We start from the raw sequence: 19693 nt of genomic DNA, 5'->3' as shown, positions 1-19693 counted from the left end.
AGAGGGATGACTACCAGAGGGATGGCTACGTCAATGTCGTCGATGTTCGACACGGTCCTGGTCGCCAACCGCGGCGAGATCGCCGTCCGCGTCATCCGCACACTGCGCGCCCTCGGCATCCGGTCGGTCGCCGTCTTCAGCGACGCGGACGCCGACGCGCGGCATGTCCGCGAGGCCGATACGGCGGTACGGATCGGCCCCGCGCCGGCCACCGAGAGCTATCTGGCCATCGACCGCCTCCTGGAAGCGGCCGCCCGGACCGGCGCGCAGGCCGTGCACCCCGGCTACGGCTTCCTCGCCGAGAACGCCCGCTTCGCCCGCGCCTGCACGGAAGCCGGGCTGGTCTTCATCGGGCCGTCGGCCGAGGCCATCGACCTGATGGGCGACAAGATCCGGGCCAAGGAGACGGTCCGGACGGCCGGTGTCCCGGTCGTGCCCGGCTCCCTGGGCAGCGGGCTGGACGATGCCCAACTGGCCGCCGCCGCACGGGAGATCGGCATGCCGGTGCTGCTCAAGCCGTCCGCGGGCGGCGGCGGCAAGGGCATGCGGCTGGTCCGGGACGAGGCGCTGCTCGCCGACGAGATCGCCGCCGCGCGGCGCGAGGCCCGCGGCTCCTTCGGCGATGACACGCTTCTGGTCGAGCGCTGGATCGACCGGCCGCGGCATATCGAGATCCAGGTGCTGGCGGACGGCCACGGCAACGTCGTCCACCTGGGCGAGCGCGAATGCTCCCTCCAGCGGCGCCACCAGAAGGTCATCGAGGAGGCGCCCTCGGTCCTGCTGGACGAGCCCACCCGCGCCGCCATGGGCGAGGCGGCCGTCCAGGCGGCCCGCTCCTGCGGCTACCGGGGCGCGGGCACCGTCGAGTTCATCGTCCCCGGCAAGGACCCGGCCTCGTACTTCTTCATGGAGATGAACACCCGTCTCCAGGTCGAGCACCCGGTGACCGAACTGATCACCGGATACGACCTGGTGGAGTGGCAGCTGCGGATCGCGGCCGGTCAGCGGCTCTCCTTCGGCCAGGAGGACATCAGCCTCACCGGGCACGCCGTCGAGGCACGCATCTGCGCCGAAGACCCCGGCCGCGACTTCCTGCCGACCGGCGGCACGGTCCTGGCGCTGCACGAGGTGCAGGGCGGCGGGATGCGTACGGACTCCGGCCTGTCCCGGGGCACGGAGGTCGGCAGCCTCTACGACCCGATGCTGTCCAAGGTCATCGCGTACGGGCCGGACCGCGCGGCCGCGCTGCGCACCCTGCGGGCCGCGCTGGCGCAGACGGTCATCCTCGGCGTGACGACCAACGCCGGTTTCCTGCGGCGGCTGCTCGCCCACCCCGATGTGGTGTCCGGCGAGCTGGACACCGGGCTGGTGGAGCGGGAGGCGGCCGGCCTGGTGGACGGCGCGGTGCCGGAGGAGGTGTACGCGGCGGCCGCGGCGGTGCGGCAGGCGGCCCTGGAGCCGGAGGTGCCGACGGGCGGCTGGCGCGACCCGTTCGCCGTTCCGAGCGGCTTCCGGCTGGGCGGCGAGCCCGCACCGGTCCGGCACTGGCTGCGCGTGCCGGGCCACGACCCGGTCCCCCGCGACATCCAACCCGGCGCTTCCCGGCAGGTCGAACCGGACCTCGTACGGATCACCGTCGACGGCGTCCTGCACACCTTCCACCGCAGCGGCGACTGGCTCGGCCGCGACGGCGATTCCTGGCACGTCCAGGACCACGACCCGGTGGCGGCGACGCTGAGCGGTGCCGCCGGGGCGCACGGCGTGGACACCCTCGCCGCCCCGATGCCCGGCACGGTCACCGTCGTCAAGGTGGCCGTCGGCGAGGAAGTGACCGCCGGCCAGGGCCTGTTGGTGGTGGAGGCGATGAAGATGGAACACGTCATCGCCGCACCGCACGCCGGGACCGTCACCGAACTGGACGTCACCGCGGGCTCCACGGTCGCCATGGACCAGATCCTGGCCGTCGTCGCCCCGCACGAGCAGACGGAGGACGCGACGTGACCGCAGCCGGACTCCCCATGGCCGTACCCGCCCAGGGTCTGCCCGCCCGGGTGACGATCCACGAGGTCGGCGCCCGCGACGGCCTGCAGAACGAGAAGGCGGTGGTGCCCACCGACGTCAAGGCGGAGTTCATCCACCGCCTGGCCGAGGCGGGCCTGCCGCTGGTCGAGGCCACCAGTTTCGTCCACCCCAAGTGGGTCCCCCAACTCGCCGACGCCGAGGCCCTCTTCCCGCTCCTGGGCGACCTCGACCCGCACCGCCTGCCGGTCCTGGTGCCCAACGAGCGCGGCCTGGACCGGGCGCTCGCCCTGGGGGCCCGCCGGATCGCGGTGTTCGCCAGCGCCACCGAATCGTTCGCCAAGGCCAACCTCAACCGCACGGTCGACGAGGCGCTGGCGATGTTCGCGCCGGTCGTCGCGCGAGCCCGCGAGGACAAGGTGCACGTCCGCGGCTATCTGTCGATGTGCTTCGGCGACCCCTGGGAGGGCCCGGTGCCCGTGGCCCGGACCGTCCGGGTCTGCCGGGCGCTGCTCGACATGGGCTGCGACGAACTGAGCCTGGGCGACACCATCGGCGTCGCCACCCCCGGCCATGTCCAGCACCTCCTGGCCGCCCTGAACGAGGCGGGCGTGCCCACCTCCCGCCTGGGCGTCCACTTCCACGACACCTACGGGCAGGCGCTCGCCAACACCCTCGCCGCGCTCCAGCACGGCGTCACCACCGTCGACGCCTCGGCGGGCGGCCTCGGCGGCTGCCCGTACGCCAAGAGCGCCACCGGAAACCTCGCCACCGAAGACCTCGTGTGGATGCTGCACGGCCTCGGCATCGATACCGGCGTAGATCTCGGCCGGCTGACCGCCACCAGCGTGTGGCTGGCCGGGGTGCTGGGCCGGCCCAGCCCGTCCCGCACCGTTCGCGCCCTCTCCCACGACTCCCACCAGGAGTGACCATGTCCCTGGACCACCGTCTGACCCCCGAGCTGGAAGAACTCCGGCGCACGGTCGAGGCGTTCGCACACGACGTCGTCGCCCCGAAGATCGGCGACTACTACGAGCGGCACGAGTTCCCGTACGAAATCGTCCGCCAGATGGGCGAGATGGGCCTGTTCGGCCTGCCGTTCCCCGAGGAGTACGGCGGGATGGGCGGCGACTATCTTGCGCTCGGCATCGCCCTGGAGGAGCTGGCCCGGGTCGACTCCTCGGTGGCCATCACCCTGGAGGCGGGCGTCTCCCTCGGCGCCATGCCCGTCTACCGCTTCGGCACCGAGGAGCAGAAGCGGGAGTGGCTGCCCAAGCTGTGCGGCGGCGAGATGCTCGGCGCCTTCGGCCTCACCGAGCCGGACGGCGGCTCGGACGCGGGAGCGACCCGCACGACGGCGGTGCGGGACGGCGAAACCTGGGTGATCAACGGCAGCAAGTGCTTCATCACCAACTCCGGTACGGACATCACCGGCCTGGTCACGGTCACCGCCGTCACCGGCCGCAAGGACGACGGCAGTCCGCTGATCTCCTCCATCATCGTGCCCTCCGGCACCCCCGGCTTCACGGTCGGCGCCCCGTACTCCAAGGTCGGCTGGAACGCCTCCGACACCCGCGAACTGTCCTTCTCCGACGTCCGCGTCCCCGCCGCCAACCTCCTCGGCGAGGAGGGCCGCGGCTACGCCCAGTTCCTGCGCATCCTCGACGAGGGCCGGATCGCCATCGCGGCGCTGGCCACCGGCCTGGCCCAGGGCTGTGTGGATGAATCGGTGGCGTACGCCAAGGAGCGCCGGGCCTTCGGCCGCCCGATCGGCGCCAACCAGGCCATCCAGTTCAAGCTCGCCGACATGGAGATGCGCGCCCACACCTCCCGGCTGGCCTGGCGCGACGCCGCCTCCCGCCTCGTCCACGGCGAGCCCTTCAAGAAGGAGGCCGCGCTCGCCAAGCTCTACTCCTCCGAGATCGCGGTGGACAACGCCCGCGAGGCCACCCAGATCCATGGCGGCTACGGGTTCATGAACGAGTACCCGGTCGCCCGGATGTGGCGGGACGCGAAGATCCTGGAGATCGGCGAGGGCACGAGCGAGGTGCAGCGGATGCTGATCGCGCGGGAGCTGGGGGTCCAGGGACTGTCCTAGCCCGACGCCCCTACGGCCGGCCCTGCGGCATTCCGGGGCCGGCCAGGACGTCGGGGAGCGGCGCCCGCCAGTTGCTCCGGGTCGTCGTGTTCCCCGCGCGGGGCGTCGTTGACGCCCAGTACCGTCCAGATCCCCTCGGCGACCTTCTCTCCCGTCGACTCCTCCCACGCGGGGACCGTGCCGAACACCGGCGGCTCCCACGCCTTCGGCGGCCTGGGCGTCTGGAGCGAACGGCAGCTGCCGGGCTCGATCGCTCATCCCGGCCGCGGGGCGGGACGGTCTGACCGCCCCGCCTGCGTGCGCCGGCGGACTCACCGCGCGGGCCAGGGCACCTCCGGAGAACGGTAGTAGTCCATCCCCATGGCATCCCAGCGGGGCCCCTGTGCCGCCAGCCGCTCGCGGTACGAGGACCAGTCGTGGGTGTCCGCGGGTGACCAGCCCAGCTCCGCGATCCCCGGCAGCCGGGGGAACGCCATGTACTCGATGTGCGCGGACGTCGACAGGGTCTCCGACCACAGCGGCGCCTCGACGCCGAGGATCGCGTTCCCGGGTGCGCCCTTGAGATATGTGCCCGGGTCCCAGTCGTAGGAGCGCTGCACGCCCACGTAACCGGCCCAGTGGAGCCCCAGCGGGGTGTCCTTGTCGTACTGCATGTCGAGGTAGGCGCGGTCGGCGGGCGAGAGGATCAGGGGGGTGCCGTTCCTGGCGGCATCGGCGACCTGCTGCCGCTCGGCGTCGCTGGTCTTGTCGTAGCCCCAGTACTGGGCGACGGCGCCCTTGGCCGGGTGCGCTCCGGTCAGCTGGTGCCAGCCGATCGCCGTCTTGCCGTACTTGGCGACCACCGGCTGCACCTTGTCCATGAAGGCCACGTAGTCCTCATGGCTGGTGGAGTGGGCCTCGTCGCCGCCGATGTGGAGGTAGCGGCCGGGGGTGAGCGCCGCGATCTCGCGGATGACGTCGTCGATGAAGTCGTACGTCACCTTCTTCTGCACGCACAGCGAGCTGAAGCCGACGTTGGTGCCGGTGTAGAGCGGCGGCGCCTGGCCGTTGCAGTTGAGCTCGGCGTACGAGGCCAGCGCGGCGTTGGTGTGGCCCGGCATGTCGATCTCGGGGACCACGGTCAGATAGCGGCTCGCGGCGTACCGCAGGATCTCGCGGTAGTCGTCCTTGGTGTAGTAGCCGCCCTTGCCGCCGCCGACCTGGGTGGAGCCGCCGTAGGTGGCCAGCCTCGGCCAGGAGTCGAGGGCGATGCGCCAGCCCTGGTCGTCCGAGAGATGCAGATGCAGCTTGTTGATCTTGTACATCGCCAGCTGGTCGATATAGCGCTTGACCTGGCCGACGGTGAAGAAGTGCCGCGAGACATCGAGCATCGCGCCGCGGTAGGCGTAGCGCGGGGAGTCGGCGATGGTGCCGCCCGCGATCCGCAGGGGGCCCGTCTGCCCGGCGTGCTTGCCGAGGTCCCCGGGAAGCAGCTGGCGCAGCGTCTGGACGCCGTGGAAGAGGCCGGCGGGCCGTCCGGCGCTGATGGTCACCGCGCGGCCGGTGGCGGCGAGGCGGTAGCCCTCCGCGCCCAGCCCCTCGGTCCCGGCGCCGCCGAGCCGCAGGACGATGCCGTCCCGGCCGTCCTTGGTGGTGACCGGCAGGCCGTACCCGGTGGCCGGGCGCAGCACGCCCGCCAGATAGCCGGCGATCCGCTCGGCCTCGCCCGATCCGCCGGGCACCCGGATGCGGGTGCCGGCGCCGATCGTGTACGGATCCCCGCCGGGCCGTACGGAGGCGGGCGCGGGAATGACCCGGTCGAGGGGTGCGGGGGCGGCGGCGGACGGCTGGGACGGTGCGGCGGCGGTTCCCAGCCCCGCCGCCGCGACCAGCAGCAGCGAAAAGAGGAGTCTGCGTCGTCTCATCGACGGTCCCTTCGCGAGCATCGTGCACGGCAGGTGAATTCCGGCACGCCTTGCCTGGCATGTCCTGCATGGCATGGAGCGACCGAACGGTGACCATGCGTACCGTGAGCCTCGTACGCGGTCAAGGTTTAGACCACTTTCCGAGCGCCATCTCAGGGACTTGCCCGATATCGGGCAGATTTCTTGCGAATCCCGGCGCCGCCCCGCAGTATCAACGGGTGCTCGATCGCCGTCCGTCCCACGAGGACCTTCTCGACCACCTGGTGCGCAGCACGCCGCTACAGCGCGGCGAGGCAGCCCGGGTGGTCCTGGACGTGCTCGCGTACTTCGACGAGACCATCGAGGGGTTCGTCCGCCGCAGACACCGCGAGCTGCAGTCCCAGGGGCTGCGGAACGAGGCGATCTTCGAGCGGATCTCGCACGAGCTGCCGCACCGCGCCGTGTCCCCGCCGGACCTCTCGATACGCCAGCTGCGCCGGCTCGTCTACGGCTGAGCCGCCCGGCGGGGCGGCCGGGCACACCGGAACAGACCAAGAACGCAAAGTACGTCCGTCACCACGATCCACTCGTCATCACGATGCACTCGGAGGTCACTGTATGTGCGGGATTGTCGGCTATATCGGCAAGCGCGATGTTGCTCCGCTGCTCCTCGAGGGCCTGCAGCGCCTGGAGTACCGCGGCTATGACTCGGCGGGCATCGCCATCCACGCGAGCGGCACCGGCAAGGCCGCGGGCCTGAAGACCGCCAAGGCCAAGGGCCGGGTACGCGAGCTGGAGGCCCGGCTGCCGAAGCGGTTCGCCGGCACCACCGGCATCGCCCACACCCGCTGGGCCACCCACGGCGCGCCCACCGACGAGAACGCGCACCCGCACCTCGACACCGAGGGCAAGGTCTCGGTCGTCCACAACGGCATCATCGACAACGCCTCCGACCTGCGCGCCCGGCTGACCGCGGACGGCGTCGACTTCGCCTCCGAGACCGACACCGAGGTGCTGGCCCACCTGATCGGCCGCTCGAAGGCCGAGACGCTGGAGGAGAAGGTCCGCGAGGCGCTGCGGCACATCGAGGGCACGTACGGCATCGCCGTCCTGCACGCCGACTTCGCCGACCGCATCGTCGTCGCCCGCAACGGCTCCCCGGTCGTCCTGGGCATCGGCGAGCACGAGATGTTCGTCTCCTCGGACGTCGCCGCGCTGGTCTCGCACACCCGCCAGGTCGTCACCCTCGACGACGGCGAGATGGCCACCCTGAAGGCCGACGACTACCGCACCTACACCACCGAGGGCTCGCGGACCACGTCCGCTCCGGAGACCGTCGAGTACGCGGCCGAGTCGTACGACATGGGCGCCCACGACACGTACATGCACAAGGAGATCTCCGAGCAGGCGGAAGCGGTGGACCGCGCGCTGCGCGGGCGGATCGACGACCGGTTCTCCACCGTGCACCTGGGCGGCCTGAACCTCGACGCCCGCGAGGCGCGCGGCGTGCGCCGGGTGAAGATCCTGGGCTGCGGCACCTCGTACCACGCGGGCCAGATCGGCGCGCAGATGATCGAGGAGCTGGCCCGTATCCCCTCGGACGCCGAGCCGGCCTCCGAGTTCCGCTACCGCAACCCGGTCGTGGACCCCGACACCCTGTACGTGGCGGTCTCCCAGTCCGGCGAGACCTACGACGTACTGGCAGCCGTCCAGGAGCTCAAGCGCAAGGGTGCGCGCGTGCTGGGCCTGGTGAACGTGGTCGGCTCGGCGATCGCCCGGGAGACCGACGGCGGCATCTACGTGCACGCGGGACCCGAGGTCTGCGTGGTCTCCACCAAGTGCTTCACCAACATGGTGGTCTCCTTCGCGCTGCTCGCCCTGCACCTGGGCCGCACCCGCGACCTGTCCGTCGCGGACGGCAAGCGGATCATCGAGGGCCTGCGGCAGCTGCCCGGACAGATCGACGAGATCCTCAAGGGCGAGGCGGAGATCAAGAAGCTGGCGGCCCAGTACGCCGACGCCAAGTCGATGATGTTCATCGGCCGGGTGCGCGGCTACCCAGTGGCGCGTGAGGCCTCTTTGAAGCTCAAGGAGGTCTCCTACATCCACGCCGAGGCCTACCCGGCCTCCGAGCTCAAGCACGGCCCGCTGGCGCTCATCGAGCCCGCGATGCCGACCGTCGCGATCGTCCCGGACGACGACCTGCTGGAGAAGAACCGCGCCGCGCTGGAGGAGATCAAGGCCCGTCACGGCCGCATCCTGGCCGTCGCGCACCAGGAGCAGGAGAAGGCCGACCACACCATCATCGTCCCGAAGAACGAGCCGGAGCTGGACCCGATCCTGATGGGCATCCCGCTCCAACTCCTCGCCTATCACACGGCGCTGGCCCTCGGCCGGGACATCGACAAGCCGCGCAACCTCGCCAAGTCGGTCACGGTGGAGTAGTCACCCGCAGCGCCCGGTCCCGGGGCGGGCGGCGGCTTCGTGCGCGCCACCATGCGCACAAAGCCACCGCCTCCCCTGTGCCGGCGTCGCCCATACGCCGGCAGGATGCCGCCACCCCGGAGACCGTCACCTCCCGGTGGGCAGCACGTCACTGGCGCGTGCGCGGCCTCCCGGGCCCGTACGGCGGTGCCGCGAACACGTGACGGTCCCTTACCCGTCACAAGGGCACAATCCACTTCTCCGCATGGCCGGACGCGTCAACTGCCCACAATCCCCATGACGCCCCCTCAACTGTGCACAAACCAAGGAGAACTGGCGGTGCGTCGGGAGCCCGGTCCCGTACGGGGGCTCAGGGGATGACGATCACCGGGCGCTGTGCGCGCCGCGCCAGCCGTCCGGCGACCGACCCGAAGATCCGGCCGACGAGGCCATGGGTGGACCCGACCACGATCGCGTCGGCCTCGTACTCCCGGCCGACCTCCTCCAGCTCGTGGCAGATGTCCCCGCCGCGCTCGACGAGGATCCAGGGGACCTCGGTGAGATGGTCGGCGCAGGCGAGCTCCAGGCCCAGCACCTCGGTGCGGTGATCCGGGACGTCCACGAAGACCGGGGGTTCACAGCCCGCCCAGACGGTCGTCGGCAGCCGGTTGGCCACATGGACGATGATCAGCCCGGAGCCGAAGCGCCGGGCCATACCGATTGCATACGCCAACGCGCGTTCGCTCGACATGGAGCCGTCGAAGCCGACCACCACGCCGTGCTGGAAGGCGGGGTCGCAGGAGCGGCATGTGTCTTCCGCCGCTTCCAGGTCCGCCATCGGATCGGCGACCTGCTTGCGGTCCGCGGGTTCGGGATATTCGTGACCGGCCATTGGTGTCTCGGCGAGGACGTCCTCTTGCGGAGGGGCGAACGGGGAACGGCGATTGACTTGATCCGGCAGTTGACTGAGCTGGCTCGATCGCGGAGCGGGAGCCATAGTTCAAAGAGAAACGATACGACTGGGAATCATCTTCCCAACCAGATACCCCAAGAGTACGGCGCCACTCCTGCGCTGCCCAGATCCCGCCGTGGACGCGGGGCGCCCGCCGAGGGGGCCAGGGCCTCGAACGTTCCCCGGAGCATGCCGGAGCGTGGCGCGGATGGCAATGCCCCGGCCTGCCCCCGTACGTACCCATCGCGGTGACCCATGATCGCCGACGGCGTTGTAGTAGCTGCCCGCCGGAAGGGAGCCCGCGATGCCCGCGCCGTCCAAGAGATCACCCGACTCAGTGAGCGATGTGGTGCGCTGGGGCGCGTTCAACTGCGTCCTGGTGCCCTTCGTGATGATCGCGAGCGGCACGTCGGCCGGCGGTGCGGCCGGCACCGCCGCCGGCCTCGCGGCGGTGACCTGCACCTGCCGCACACTGCTGCGGCAATCCGAACGGACCGCGGCCAGGGTCCGGGTTCGCGAGGCGGGGCGACACCGGGACAGAACGGGATATACCGGGGTAGTGGCGCACGGCGGCAGCCGGCTCTATGACCGGCGTACGCCGGTCGATTGAGGCCGCCGCAAGTCCGCGCGCGAACGTTTTCAGCCAACTTCTAGCCGGGATCCGACCCTTGCCTCCACCACCCCTCAACCTGGGTGTGACCAGGGCGGAAAGGACCGCTCGGCATGGTTGTGCCCTACTGCAAACGGGCAGAGCCGAGACGCGTACTTCCCATGCAGGGCCGACGAGTGGAACGCTTCGTGATCGAATGCTTCGCGCCAAGTTCCCATATCGACATACCAGCGGGTGGTGAACTTGGCACTCCATCCTCACGGGACACAGTAGATTCGATCTTGGTAGTGATGGCGGGGGAACTGTGCAGGACCGAGAGGGCGAGACGACCGAGGGGGGCTTAAGTGCCATGAGCCAGGACTCCGCTGCCGTACCAGATGCCGCACGCAAGCTCGCCGCCCGACGACGCCGCGAAATAGTCGCGGTGCTCCTCTTCAGTGGCGGCCCCATTTTCGAGAGCTCCATTCCGCTCTCGGTCTTCGGCATCGACCGCCAAGACGCAGGCGTTCCGAGGTACCGGCTACTTGTGTGCGCGGGCGAAGATGCGCCTTTGCGCACGACCGGGGGGCTCGAACTATCCGCCCCCTACGGGCTGGAGGCGATCTCCCGTGCCGGGACGGTCGTCGTACCGGCCTGGCGTTCCATCACCCAGGCCCCGCCGCCCGCCGCGCTCGAAGCGCTGCGCCGCGCGCATGAAGAAGGGGCCAGAATCGTCGGGCTGTGCACGGGGGCGTTCGTCCTCGCCGCGGCCGGACTGCTCGACGGCCGTCCGGCCACCACCCACTGGATGTACGCGCCGACGCTCGCCAAGCGTTATCCGTCCGTCCATGTGGACCCCCGCGAGCTCTTCGTCGACGACGGCGATGTGCTCACCTCCGCGGGGACGGCGGCCGGCATCGACCTGTGTCTGCACATCGTGCGGACCGACCATGGCGCGGACGCCGCCAACGCACTGGCCCGCCGGCTGGTCGTACCGCCGCGCCGCACCGCCTCGGACATGGGGCACCAGCGCTACCTCGACAGGTCGTTACCTGAAGAGATCGGCGCCGACCCGCTGGCCGAGGTCGTCGCCTGGGCGCTGGAGCACCTCCACGAGCAGTTCGACGTGGAGACCCTGGCCGCCCGCGCGTATATGAGCCGTCGCACCTTCGACCGGCGTTTCCGTTCCCTTACCGGGAGCGCTCCGCTCCAGTGGCTGATCACCCAGCGGGTCCTCCAGGCCCAGCGGCTGCTGGAGACCTCCGACTATTCGGTGGACGAGGTCGCCGGGCGCTGCGGATTCCGCTCGCCCGTCGCCCTGCGCGGGCACTTCCGGCGGCAGCTGGGCGCCTCGCCCGCGGCCTACCGCGCGGCGTACCGCGCGCGCCGGCCGCAGAACGGCTCGCCCGAGCCCGCGCTGCGGCCGGAGCGGACCGAGCGGACCGAGCGTTCCCCGATGGGACCCGGCGGCGCGGAGCGGTTCTCCGCCGCCGCGGTGGCCGGGCACGGTCCGGCGGCCGCGCTGGCCGCCGCGGACGCGGGCGAGAGCGGGAAACCGCAGTCGGACGCGTTCGCCGCCCGGCTGCCGGAGGCACCCGTCCCGCGCGGCGCGGGCCGCCCCGTGCTGCCCAGCCAGCGGGAACGCCCCGTAGGGTGAGACGTATGAACGATCGCATGGTGTGGATCGACTGCGAGATGACCGGTCTCTCGCTGGCGAATGACGCGCTCATCGAGGTGGCCGCGCTGGTCACCGACTCGGAGCTGAATGTGCTGGGCGACGGGGTGGATGTGGTGATCCGCCCCCCGGCCGAGGCACTGACCACCATGCCGGAGGTGGTGCGCACCATGCACACCACCTCCGGGCTGCTGGAGGAGCTGGACCGCGGTACGACGCTGGAGGACGCCGAGGCGCAGGTGCTGGCGTACATCAAGCAGCATGTGCCGGAGCCGGGGAAGGCCCCGCTGTGCGGGAACTCCGTCGGCACCGACCGGGGATTTCTGCTGCGCGACATGCCGACGCTGGAGACGTATCTGCACTACCGGATCGTCGATGTGTCGTCCGTGAAGGAGCTGGCCCGGCGCTGGTATCCGCGGGCCTACTTCAACAGTCCGGACAAGAGCGGCAATCACCGGGCGCTGGCCGACATCCGCGAATCCATCGCGGAACTGCGGTACTACCGGGAGGCGGTCTTCGTGCCGCAGCCGGGCCCGGATTCCGACACCGCCAAGGCGATCGCGGCGAAGCACGTGCTGCCCGCCGATCCGCAGGCCACGCCGCAGTGACGCAGCTCGCTCCCGGGCCCACGAAACCCGGGAGCGAGCACCCCTCAAGACCCTGTACACTTTTCCTCAGCCGGTGGGGAAAAAGAACCACACAGCACCGGTCATGGTGGGTATAGCTCAGCCGGTAGAGCACCTGGTTGTGGTCCAGGATGTCGCGGGTTCAAGTCCCGTTACTCACCCCACTGTCAAGGCCCCCGACCTCAGGTCGGGGGCCTTGAGTGTTTCCTGCCCGCGCTCAGTACCCGACGGTGCTCAGTACCCGACGGTGCTCAGTACCCGACGGTGAAGCGCTCGCCGATGTGGCGCGGCCGCTCGATCTCGTCGAGGACGGCGACGGCGTAGTCCTCGGCGGAGATCCGGCTGTTGCCCTCGTCGTCGGTGATCAGGTCCTCGGTGGCGGTCCGGTAGCTGCCGGTGCGCTCGCCGGGCTCGATGGTGGCGGCCGGGCTGAGGTTGGTCCAGCGGACGTCGGAGACGGTGCGGTAGTGGTCCAGCGCATCGCCGTGCGCGTGCATGATCTGCAGCAGGAACTCCGGGAGCCCGTCCTTGTCCCAGACCTGCTTGCCGTCGGGGGTGCGCAGCGAGCCGGCGCCGCCGACCGAGATCAGGCGGGGTGCCGCCGCGCCGAGGGTCCGCAGACCGGCGACGAGCGACTCGGCGGCGGGCTTGATCGTGGCGAGGTGGCCCGGACCGTCCCCGCCGCCGACCGCGCTGATCACCACGTCCTGTCCCTCGGCCACGGCGGCCACCGACTCCGGGTCGAGGACATCACCGGTGGTGACGGTCAGGTTCGGGTGGGTCGTGGTGATCTTCGCGGGGTCGCGGACGACCGCGGTGACCTGGTGACCGCGGTTCAGGGCCTCGTTCAGGATGCGGCTGCCGATGGTGCCGTTGGCCCCGAAGAGAGCGATCGTGGTGGACATGGGGGTCTCCCAGCTGTGGTTGCGTCCGGCGCTACGGACTTCCGTTTTCGGTCAGCGGTTGGGCTGATGTCTTCTACGCTAGGGGGTGTAGCGGGGCATTTAGGGGTAGCGAGGGGACCAGCTATGGTCAAAAGACGACAGGAGTGGCAGGAGGGCGAGGAGGCCGTACCGGAGATCCGGGAGGTGGCGTTCTCCGCGCCGGCCGGGCGGCCCGCCGGGGTGGAGGTCCTGACGCTGGACGAGCTGCGCGACCGCGCGGACGCCTGTCAGCTGTCCACGCCGCACCGCCCCGGCTTCCATCACCTGCTGCTCCTGGACAGCGGCCGGCTGGTGCACAGCGTCGACTTCCGCGCGCACGTCCTGGCCCCGGGCGACCTGCTGTGGTCACGCCCCGGGCAGGTGCAGCACTTCGGTGACCTGACCGGCGCCGAGGGGCGGCTGGTGCTCTTCGAGGCGGGATTTGTGGACCCGGGCACCGCGGCGGCCGCCCGGGTGGAGGACTGGTACGGGCCCGCCGTACGCCATCCGGAAGGCGCGGCGGCGCGGGGCCTGGACGCGGCGATGCGCGCCCTGCACCACGAATTCGGCGAGCTGGGCGGGCTGCCGCTGGAGGTGCATCTCGAGGTGCTGCGGCATCTGCTGGCCGTACTGGTGCTGCGGGCCGCGCACCCGGGCGGGCAGGCGGGCGGCGAGGACGGGACCTGCGAGGCGAGTGCGACGTATCTGCGCTTCCGGGACGCGGTGGAGCGGGACTTCACCCGCAGCCGCCGGGTCGCCGACTACGCCCGGTCGCTCGGCTATGCGCCCCGTACCCTCTCCCGGGCCACCGAGGCCGGGGCCGGGGTCGGGGCGAAGGAGTTCATCGACCGGCGGGTGGTGCTGGAGGCCAAACGGCTGCTGGCGCACGGCGATCAGTCGGCCGCCAGGATCGCGGACCGGCTGGGCTTCGCCGACGCCACCAACTTCACCAAGTTCTTCCAGCGGCGGGCCGGGACGACGCCGATCGCGTTCCGGGCGGCCGTACGGGGCGCAGCGGGCGCCGCGGAGTCATAAAGGCGGCGGGGCGCAGCGGGTGGGGGGAAGTCCGCTGCGCCCCGCCTCGGGGGGAGGTCAGCCTGTGTAGGCGCCGAAGGCCTTGGTGAAGGCCAGCGGGGCCTGGTCGATGGAACTGCAGGTGGGCTGCGCGGAGTTGCCGCCGCCGGTGCAGGCCTTGTCGCGGGTCGAGGACCACATCGACAGCGAGCCCAGGTGCTTGTCCTGCGCGAACTTCACCAGCTCGGTGGCGTCATCGGTCTTGAAGACCTCGTTCTGGACGTCGTTGACGCCGATCATCGGGGTCACCGCCACGGTCTTCCAGGCGTCCGCGTCGCTCAGGCCGAGCGCCTTCTTGAGCTGGCCCTGGGTGGCGGTGGCGGCCTTGGTGGCGTAGGTGCCCATGTCGCCGTCGTAGGAGGCGCCGTAGTCCATCGCCATGATGTTGACGGCGGAGATCTTGACGCCGTTCTTCTTGGCGTCGGCGACGAGGTTCACGCCGTCCTGGGTCAGGCCCTCGGGCATGACCGGGAGGGTGAAGGAGACGTCCAGGCCGGGGTGCTTCTTCTGGAGCTGGGCGATCGCCTGGGCGCGGCGGGTGTTGGCCTCGGTGTTGGGCAGCGCGCCGCCCTCGATGTCGAAGTCGACCCTGGTGAGCTGGAACTGGTCGATGACCTTGCCGTACGCGGCGGCCAGTTCGTCCGCCGAGCCGCAGGCGATGCCGAGCTCGGAGCCGTTGGCGCCGCCGAAGGAGACCCGGACATTGCCGCCGGCCTTGCGCAGAGCGGGTATCTGCTGGGCCACCGGGTCGTTGCCGAGCTCGCCGGAGCCGCCCCACTTGGGGACGCAGCCGCCGCCGGAGGTGACGAAGGCGAGGTTGAAGGTCTTCACCCCGGTCTTCTTGGCGGTGTCCACCAGGTCGTAGGCGGGGGCGAGGGAGGTGTCGACGTACGGGGCGAAGCCGGCGCCGGCCTGCGCGGGGCCGGTGTGCTGCCCCGCCTTGCTCGCCATGGCCGAACCGGCGACGGCGAATGCGCCGCCGGCCGCGACCACGGCCGCCGCTCCGGCGGTGATCAGCTTGGTGGTGCGGCTCATACGCCGGCGGTGTGCCGAGGAACTCATCTCGTGCCTGCCTGTCGTCACGTGGGGGGCGGGAGTGCACTGGGGGTGCACCTGGGTGCGTCCGCACGCTAGCGGCCGGGAAACGGACAAAAGCCGGGTTCCGTACGGCGGTTGGCGGAATTATGGCCGCCTTAAGGAAGCGGAAGGGGGTGGTTAAGAGCCCGGCCCGCCCGCGCCCGGCGCCCGGCCGCTCAGGTACGCGCGGCCCGCCGCCCCCGCACGCCGAGCCGGCGCCGCAGCCGGTGGCCGCGCCGTACGCCCTGCCGCTCCTGCCCGTCGTCCAGCGCCAGCCAGACCCGCACCTCCGTGCCGCCCAGGACCGAGCGGCCGATCCGGACGTCGCCGCCGGTGGACTCGGCCAGCCGGCGCACGATGTCCAGGCCGAGCCCGGTGGAACCGTCCCCGCCGCCGGAGTGGCCGCGGCGCAGCGCCGCGTCCGGGTCGGCGATCCCGGGGCCGGCGTCCGAGACCAGCACGATCACCGCCTCTTCGGCGTTGTGGACGTCGACCGCGAAGGCAGTGCCCTCGGGGGTGTGGCGGAAGACATTGCCGAGCATCGCGTCGAGGGCGGCGGCGAGTTCGGGACGGGCGACCGGGATGCGTACGGGGCGGTCGGCGCCGGCCACCCGCACGGTGCGGCCCTCGTCCTCGGCGAGCGCCGACCAGAAGTCCATCCGCTCGCGGATCACCTCCGCCGCGTCGCAGCCCGCCGCGGCGGCGGCCTGCTGGGCGTGGGCCTTCTGCTCGCGGGCGGTGCGGATGATCTGGTCGACCTCGCGCTCCAGCTGTGCGACGGCGGCGCGGGTCTGTTCGGCGGCCGGGGTGTCGCCGAGCGAGGCGGCGTTGAGCCGCAGGACGGTCAGCGGGGTGCGCAGGCGGTGCGAGAGGTCGGCGGCCAGCTCGCGTTCGTTGGCGAGCAGCTGGACGACCTGGTCGGCCATGGAGTTGAAGGCGGCGGCCGCGGACCGCAGTTCCCTGGGGCCGTCCTCGGCGACCCGTACCCCGAGTTTGCCCCTGCCCAGGTCGTGCGCGGCGCCCGCGAGCCGCTCCGCGGGCCGCACCATCCGGGTGCCGAGCCGGTCGGCGACCGCGACCGAGCCGATGATGAGGGCGAGACCGACGCCGGCCAGCACCACCCAGGAGGTGGTGACCCCGTTGGTGAGCGCATCGTCGGGGACGAACACCTCGACGACGGCGATACCGGATGCGACGGCGGTCGGCTGGAGCAGCGAGGAGCCGCCGGGGACGGGCGAGATGGAGGCCCGGCCGAGCTTGACCGCGGCCGCCACATCCGCCGGCGCGGCCCGCCGGGAGCCGATCTCGGCGGGGTGGCCTCTCTTGCCGCTCGCCGGGACATGGACGCCGATCCGGCCGCCGGGGCCCGTCTCGGCGCTGGCGACGGCGCGCTCGAGCTGGGTGCGGTCGGTGGTGATGGCGAGGACCGGGCCGATGGTGGCGGCCTGCCGCTCGGCGTTGGAGAACGCGCGGTCGCGGGCCATCTCCTTGACGACGAGTCCGAGCGGTATCGCGAACGCGACCACGACCATCACGGTGACCGCCAGCGCCACCTTGACCAGGGCCCATCTCACAGCGGTGGCTCCAGCTTCACACCCACGCCCCGCAGGGTGTGCAGATAACGGGGCTTCGCTGCGGTTTCGCCCAGTTTGCGGCGCAGCCAGGAGAGATGGACGTCGATGGTCTGGTCGTCCCCGTACGACTGCTGCCAGACCTCGGCGAGCAGTTCCCTGCGGGCCACGACGACGCCGGGCCGCCCGGCGAGAAAGGCCAGCAGGTCGAATTCCCGGCGGGTCAGGTCGAGCGCGACGCCGTCCAGTTCGGCCTGGCGGCGCAGCGGGTCGATGGACAGACCCCCTACCCGCATCACCCGGGAGGGCGGTTCCGCCCCGGTGGCGGTGGCGCGGGAACGGCGCAGCACGGCCGACATCCGGGCCGAGAGATGTTCCACGGAGAACGGCTTGGTGAGATAGTCGTCGGCTCCGTCGTTCAGCAACCGTACGATTTCGGCCTCGTCGTCCCGGGCGGTGGCGATGATCACCGGTACATCGGTGATACCGCGCAGCATCTTCAGCGCCTCGGACCCGTCCAGGTCCGGCAGCCCCAGGTCGAGGATGACGACGTCGAAGCCGACGTGCGCCACCTCGCGCAGCGCCTCCAGAGCGGTGCCGACGCTGCGTACCGTGTGGGAGGCCTCGGTCAGATGCCGGATGAGGGCCGAGCGTACGAACTGATCGTCCTCGACGACGAGTACACGTGCCATGGGCGGCACCGTACGCCATTCGGGCCGGTCTCTTTACCCGAGGTTGACGCCGGGCGGGGGTGGTGGCCGTCGCGGACGGGCTGCAACGGGGCGGGCCGGTGGTGCAGTATGAGCCAAATGCAACGAGGACTGATTCACGCGCTGGCCTGGACGCTGGCGACCGGCGCCGCGGTCACCTTGTCGTGGTTCGGCGTGCACACGGTGCTGTCCGGTACGGCCTACGACGCGCCCCGTGCGCTGCCGCTCTCCGATCAGGTGGCCGCATCCGGCGACCGGGCGGACGGCGGCGTCTCGCCCCGCGCCTCCTCCACGCACCGCCCCAAGCCGTCCGCGACGGGAGGGCACAGTCCGTCGCCGTCCGACGACAAGCCGTCCAAGTCGTCCACGCCCTCGGCCGGCAGCGGCGAGCGATCGCACTCCTCCCCCACCCCGCCGGCCGGCTCCTCTTCGGCCGCCGACGGCCGGATCAGGAGCTACGCCACGGCGGGCGGCCGGGTCGTCCTCGACATGGGCGCGCAGTCCGCCGAGCTGGTGTCGGCGACCCCGAACTCGGGGTGGCAGATGCAGGTGTGGAAGCAGGACCAGTGGCTGCGGGTGGACTTCACGGGCGGCGCGGCCCATACGTCGGTGATCTGCACCTGGAACGGCCATTCGCCGACCGTGGAGACCAGCAACAACGCGACGTAGTACGCCGGTTGACCGGGGTGTCAGTCGAAAGCCTCGGCCGGCGGGGCCGGTGAGGCGACCGCCGTGGCATCGGTCACCGGTGCCGCACCGCCGGTGAAGTCCGCCAGCGCCCGGCCGTGTTCGACCCGTCCCGCATGCGGATCGCCCGCCGCGCGCCGGGTCAGCTCGGCGACCGGCAGCTCGCGGTCGGACGCCAACAGCACGGCGTTGCCGAAGCGCTTGCCCCGCAGCACGGCCGGGTCGGCGGTCAGGCACAGCTCGGGGAAGACCGTACGGACCGTGGCGATCTGGCCGCGCAGAAAGCGCAGCGGCGGCCCGTCGGCAAGGTTGGCCGCGTAGCAGCCACCGGGGCGCAGCACCCGGCGCACCTCCCCCACGAACTCGGTGCTGGTCAGATGCGCGGGTGTGCGGGCCCCGCCGAAGACATCCGCGATGATCAGGTCGGCCCAGCCGTCCGGGATCTTCGCCAGCCCGGCGCGGGCGTCCCCGCCGCGCACCCGGATGCGCCAGCCGCTCTCCAACGGGAGTTGGCTGCGGACCAGTTGGATCAGCGGCGCGTCGATCTCCACGACCTGCTGGGTGGAGCGGGGCCGGGTCGCGGCGACATAGCGCGCCATGGTCAGCGCGCCGCCACCGAGATGGACGGCCTGGAGCGGCTTGCCCGGCGGCGCGGCCAGGTCGGCGATGTGGCCGAGGCGGCGCTGGTAGGAGAACTCCAGATACGTGGGGTCGGCCAGGTCCACATGCGACTGCGGGGCGCCGTCGATCAGCAGCGTCCAGCCGCGCGGCCGGTCCCGGTCGGGTCGCAGCTCCGCGAGGCCGCCGTCCACCGCCTGGGTGACGGACTCCGGACCGCCGCGCCCGCGTCTGCTCTTTGCCATGCCCCAAGTATCGGGCGGGGGGATGCGCCACCTGGCGCCGGCCCCCGTGCGCGGTGGAGCGGCGGGCCGCCCTGGACCGATGGCCCGGGTTGCCCGCCGCCGCACACCGAGACCCGTGTCGGCCCGATGCCCTTCCGGGCCGGCGCTCAGGTCACCAGTTCCTGCATCGGTTCCCGAAGGCCGGGTTCAGCAGCGCGAGCACGTTGACCGTGTTGCCGCACACGTTGATCGGAATGCTGATCGGCACCTGGACGACGTTGCCGCTGAGGAAACCCGGGGAGTGCGCAGCGAAGCCGACGGCCTTTGCACCGTGACCGTGGTGACGGTGGTGACCGCCGGCAGTGGCGACGGACGCACTGCCCAGCACCATGGCACAGCTGACCGTGGCCATGACGGCGGTCTTGACGAACCGCTTCATCATCTTTCTCCTTTCAGTTCGCGAATAGGCAACGGTCACAACGAGCGAATTGATGTGGGGATGCGGCCGTTCGCCCTTCCGGGAAAACATTCGCCCATCCGGGA

Annotated in this window: 18 protein-coding genes, 1 tRNA gene and 1 pseudogene; 11 read left to right on the top strand and 9 right to left on the bottom strand. The window is 71.4% G+C overall.

Annotated features, from left to right (window positions below):
- The first annotated feature begins 33 nt into the window (after nucleotides 1–33).
- From ACZ4S3_RS18515 to ACZ4S3_RS18505, 3 genes are read left to right on the top strand one after another with little or no spacing between them, the layout of a single operon-like run.
- On the top strand, nucleotides 34–2001 hold the full coding sequence (locus ACZ4S3_RS18515; protein WP_467934954.1) for an acetyl/propionyl/methylcrotonyl-CoA carboxylase subunit alpha: 1968 nt from the start codon (nucleotides 34–36) through the stop codon (nucleotides 1999–2001).
- Entirely contained in the window at nucleotides 1998–2948 is a 951-nt protein-coding gene (locus ACZ4S3_RS18510) for a hydroxymethylglutaryl-CoA lyase (protein ID WP_467934951.1), read from the top strand. Before ACZ4S3_RS18515 ends, ACZ4S3_RS18510 begins: the two co-directional genes overlap by 4 nt.
- A gap of 2 nt (nucleotides 2949–2950) precedes the next feature.
- The gene (locus ACZ4S3_RS18505; protein WP_467934947.1) at nucleotides 2951–4117 is read left to right on the top strand and encodes an acyl-CoA dehydrogenase family protein; all 1167 of its coding nucleotides are present in this window, start codon (nucleotides 2951–2953) and stop codon (nucleotides 4115–4117) included.
- Here ACZ4S3_RS18505 and ACZ4S3_RS18500 read toward each other — a convergent pair.
- Nucleotides 4114–4305 carry a hypothetical protein gene (locus ACZ4S3_RS18500; RefSeq protein ID WP_467934943.1) on the bottom strand — a complete coding sequence of 64 codons (192 nt, stop codon included), beginning with the start codon at nucleotides 4303–4305 and terminating at the stop codon, nucleotides 4114–4116. The genes ACZ4S3_RS18505 and ACZ4S3_RS18500 overlap by 4 nt on opposite strands.
- A 123-nt stretch (nucleotides 4306–4428) precedes the next feature.
- A complete protein-coding gene (locus tag ACZ4S3_RS18495) occupies nucleotides 4429–6021 on the bottom strand; it encodes a beta-N-acetylhexosaminidase (RefSeq protein WP_467934940.1) in 1593 nt (530 codons plus the stop codon).
- A gap of 218 nt (nucleotides 6022–6239) precedes the next feature.
- Between ACZ4S3_RS18495 and ACZ4S3_RS18490 the strand changes: the two genes are divergently transcribed.
- Both ACZ4S3_RS18490 and glmS read left to right on the top strand, forming a co-directional pair.
- Nucleotides 6240–6515, top strand: coding sequence for a hypothetical protein (locus tag ACZ4S3_RS18490; protein WP_467934935.1), 276 nt, complete (start codon nucleotides 6240–6242; stop codon nucleotides 6513–6515).
- A gap of 103 nt (nucleotides 6516–6618) precedes the next feature.
- Nucleotides 6619–8445, top strand: coding sequence for a glutamine--fructose-6-phosphate transaminase (isomerizing) (gene glmS, locus ACZ4S3_RS18485; RefSeq protein WP_467934932.1), 1827 nt, complete (start codon nucleotides 6619–6621; stop codon nucleotides 8443–8445).
- 349 nt (nucleotides 8446–8794) lie between these two features.
- Here glmS and ACZ4S3_RS18480 read toward each other — a convergent pair whose 3' ends face one another.
- Nucleotides 8795–9316: a universal stress protein gene (locus tag ACZ4S3_RS18480; protein WP_467934927.1), complete on the bottom strand. Its 522-nt coding sequence runs from the start codon at nucleotides 9314–9316 to the stop codon at nucleotides 8795–8797.
- 397 nt (nucleotides 9317–9713) lie between these two features.
- On the opposite strand from ACZ4S3_RS18480, the gene ACZ4S3_RS18475 reads away from it, so the two are divergent.
- The 4 genes from ACZ4S3_RS18475 to ACZ4S3_RS18460 all read left to right on the top strand — a co-directional run bounded on the left by ACZ4S3_RS18475 (nucleotide 9714) and on the right by ACZ4S3_RS18460 (nucleotide 12430).
- A complete protein-coding gene (locus tag ACZ4S3_RS18475) occupies nucleotides 9714–9986 on the top strand; it encodes a hypothetical protein (protein WP_467934923.1) in 273 nt (90 codons plus the stop codon).
- A gap of 349 nt (nucleotides 9987–10335) precedes the next feature.
- Nucleotides 10336–11622 carry a helix-turn-helix domain-containing protein gene (locus ACZ4S3_RS18470; protein ID WP_467934919.1) on the top strand — a complete coding sequence of 429 codons (1287 nt, stop codon included), beginning with the start codon at nucleotides 10336–10338 and terminating at the stop codon, nucleotides 11620–11622.
- 5 nt (nucleotides 11623–11627) lie between these two features.
- Nucleotides 11628–12248: an oligoribonuclease gene (gene orn / locus ACZ4S3_RS18465; protein ID WP_467934915.1), complete on the top strand. Its 621-nt coding sequence runs from the start codon at nucleotides 11628–11630 to the stop codon at nucleotides 12246–12248.
- Nucleotides 12249–12354: 106 nt separating this feature from the next.
- Nucleotides 12355–12430: transfer RNA gene (locus ACZ4S3_RS18460), tRNA-His, on the top strand.
- An 87-nt stretch (nucleotides 12431–12517) separates the two neighbouring features.
- On the opposite strand, the gene ACZ4S3_RS18455 is transcribed toward ACZ4S3_RS18460, so the two are convergent.
- Nucleotides 12518–13171 carry an NAD(P)-dependent oxidoreductase gene (locus ACZ4S3_RS18455; RefSeq protein WP_467934911.1) on the bottom strand — a complete coding sequence of 218 codons (654 nt, stop codon included), beginning with the start codon at nucleotides 13169–13171 and terminating at the stop codon, nucleotides 12518–12520.
- A 123-nt stretch (nucleotides 13172–13294) separates the two neighbouring features.
- Here ACZ4S3_RS18455 and ACZ4S3_RS18450 point away from each other — a divergent pair, with 123 nt between their 5' ends.
- Nucleotides 13295–14224, top strand: a complete 930-nt coding sequence (locus tag ACZ4S3_RS18450; RefSeq protein WP_467934906.1) for a helix-turn-helix domain-containing protein — start codon at nucleotides 13295–13297, stop codon at nucleotides 14222–14224.
- Between the two features lie 57 nt (nucleotides 14225–14281).
- Here the strand turns inward: ACZ4S3_RS18450 and ACZ4S3_RS18445 are convergent.
- From ACZ4S3_RS18445 to ACZ4S3_RS18435, 3 genes and pseudogenes are all read right to left on the bottom strand, one after another.
- Nucleotides 14282–15175, bottom strand: a pseudogene (locus tag ACZ4S3_RS18445) (chitinase); the annotation flags it as partial.
- A 341-nt stretch (nucleotides 15176–15516) separates the two neighbouring features.
- On the bottom strand, nucleotides 15517–16914 hold the full coding sequence (locus ACZ4S3_RS18440; RefSeq protein ID WP_467934904.1) for a sensor histidine kinase: 1398 nt from the start codon (nucleotides 16912–16914) through the stop codon (nucleotides 15517–15519).
- On the bottom strand, nucleotides 16911–17603 hold the full coding sequence (locus ACZ4S3_RS18435) for a response regulator transcription factor (protein ID WP_467934900.1): 693 nt from the start codon (nucleotides 17601–17603) through the stop codon (nucleotides 16911–16913). The genes ACZ4S3_RS18440 and ACZ4S3_RS18435 overlap by 4 nt, the downstream gene beginning before the upstream one ends.
- A 117-nt stretch (nucleotides 17604–17720) precedes the next feature.
- On the opposite strand from ACZ4S3_RS18435, the gene ACZ4S3_RS18430 reads away from it, so the two are divergent.
- Nucleotides 17721–18290, top strand: coding sequence for a hypothetical protein (locus tag ACZ4S3_RS18430; protein WP_467934896.1), 570 nt, complete (start codon nucleotides 17721–17723; stop codon nucleotides 18288–18290).
- 20 nt (nucleotides 18291–18310) lie between these two features.
- Here ACZ4S3_RS18430 and ACZ4S3_RS18425 read toward each other — a convergent pair whose 3' ends face one another.
- Together ACZ4S3_RS18425 and ACZ4S3_RS18420 are read right to left on the bottom strand one after the other, a co-directional pair.
- Nucleotides 18311–19171 carry a spermidine synthase gene (locus ACZ4S3_RS18425; protein WP_467934892.1) on the bottom strand — a complete coding sequence of 287 codons (861 nt, stop codon included), beginning with the start codon at nucleotides 19169–19171 and terminating at the stop codon, nucleotides 18311–18313.
- A gap of 151 nt (nucleotides 19172–19322) precedes the next feature.
- Entirely contained in the window at nucleotides 19323–19589 is a 267-nt protein-coding gene (locus ACZ4S3_RS18420; protein ID WP_467935567.1) for a chaplin, read from the bottom strand.
- Between the last annotated feature and the right edge of the window lie 104 nt (nucleotides 19590–19693).

Source organism: Streptomyces sp. NPDC028368 (assembly GCF_055565615.1).
This window is presented reverse-complemented; position numbering and strand designations above follow the sequence as displayed.

Bases quoted from the DNA above. Each gene is read 5' to 3' on its own strand.
- orn (WP_467934915.1), top strand. From the start codon at position 11,628: ATGAACGATCGCATGGTGTGGATCGACTGCGAGATGACCGGTCTCTCG.
- ACZ4S3_RS18495 (WP_467934940.1), bottom strand. From the start codon at position 6,021: ATGAGACGACGCAGACTCCTCTTTTCGCTGCTGCTGGTCGCGGCGGCG.
- ACZ4S3_RS18435 (WP_467934900.1), bottom strand. From the start codon at position 17,603: ATGGCACGTGTACTCGTCGTCGAGGACGATCAGTTCGTACGCTCGGCC.
- ACZ4S3_RS18430 (WP_467934896.1), top strand. From the start codon at position 17,721: ATGCAACGAGGACTGATTCACGCGCTGGCCTGGACGCTGGCGACCGGC.
- ACZ4S3_RS18470 (WP_467934919.1), top strand. From the start codon at position 10,336: ATGAGCCAGGACTCCGCTGCCGTACCAGATGCCGCACGCAAGCTCGCC.
- ACZ4S3_RS18505 (WP_467934947.1), top strand. From the start codon at position 2,951: ATGTCCCTGGACCACCGTCTGACCCCCGAGCTGGAAGAACTCCGGCGC.
- ACZ4S3_RS18425 (WP_467934892.1), bottom strand. From the start codon at position 19,171: ATGGCAAAGAGCAGACGCGGGCGCGGCGGTCCGGAGTCCGTCACCCAG.
- ACZ4S3_RS18455 (WP_467934911.1), bottom strand. From the start codon at position 13,171: ATGTCCACCACGATCGCTCTCTTCGGGGCCAACGGCACCATCGGCAGC.
- glmS (WP_467934932.1), top strand. From the start codon at position 6,619: ATGTGCGGGATTGTCGGCTATATCGGCAAGCGCGATGTTGCTCCGCTG.
- ACZ4S3_RS18420 (WP_467935567.1), bottom strand. From the start codon at position 19,589: ATGAAGCGGTTCGTCAAGACCGCCGTCATGGCCACGGTCAGCTGTGCC.
- ACZ4S3_RS18450 (WP_467934906.1), top strand. From the start codon at position 13,295: ATGGTCAAAAGACGACAGGAGTGGCAGGAGGGCGAGGAGGCCGTACCG.
- ACZ4S3_RS18515 (WP_467934954.1), top strand. From the start codon at position 34: ATGTCGTCGATGTTCGACACGGTCCTGGTCGCCAACCGCGGCGAGATC.
- ACZ4S3_RS18480 (WP_467934927.1), bottom strand. From the start codon at position 9,316: ATGGCCGGTCACGAATATCCCGAACCCGCGGACCGCAAGCAGGTCGCC.